The sequence below is a fragment of the Belnapia sp. AC561 genome, from assembly GCF_979252845.1.
The window spans coordinates 1-256 of sequence record NZ_CEEDBP010000316.1; the positions used below are offsets into that span (position 1 = coordinate 1).

Genomic DNA, 256 nt, shown 5'->3' on the forward strand with positions numbered 1-256 from the left:
TGCGCACGTCTTCGGCGTGGGTGGACAGAAACAGGTGGCAGCCAAACGCCGCCAGGTAAGGATCGGGACTGCGGCCGCCAACAAAGGCGGCGCGGGTGATATCCAGGCCGTAGTGGCTGATGGAGTTGAACGCGCGCAGGCCGGTGTCGGCGCTGTTGCGCGAGACCAGGATGACCTCGACGCGCTGCTGGCCGAGGGTGGTGTTCAGCGCCAACAATTTTTGCACCAGCGGAAACGCATCGCCCGGCTCAAGCAC

The 256-nt window shown here is 64.8% G+C and carries 1 protein-coding gene; it reads right to left on the bottom strand.

Features of this window, described 5'->3' with window-relative positions; translation table 11 throughout:
* Window positions 1-256: 5'-nucleotidase (locus AC0IW9_RS31240; protein ID WP_471652178.1), on the bottom strand; the 256-nt coding region annotated here is incomplete at both ends.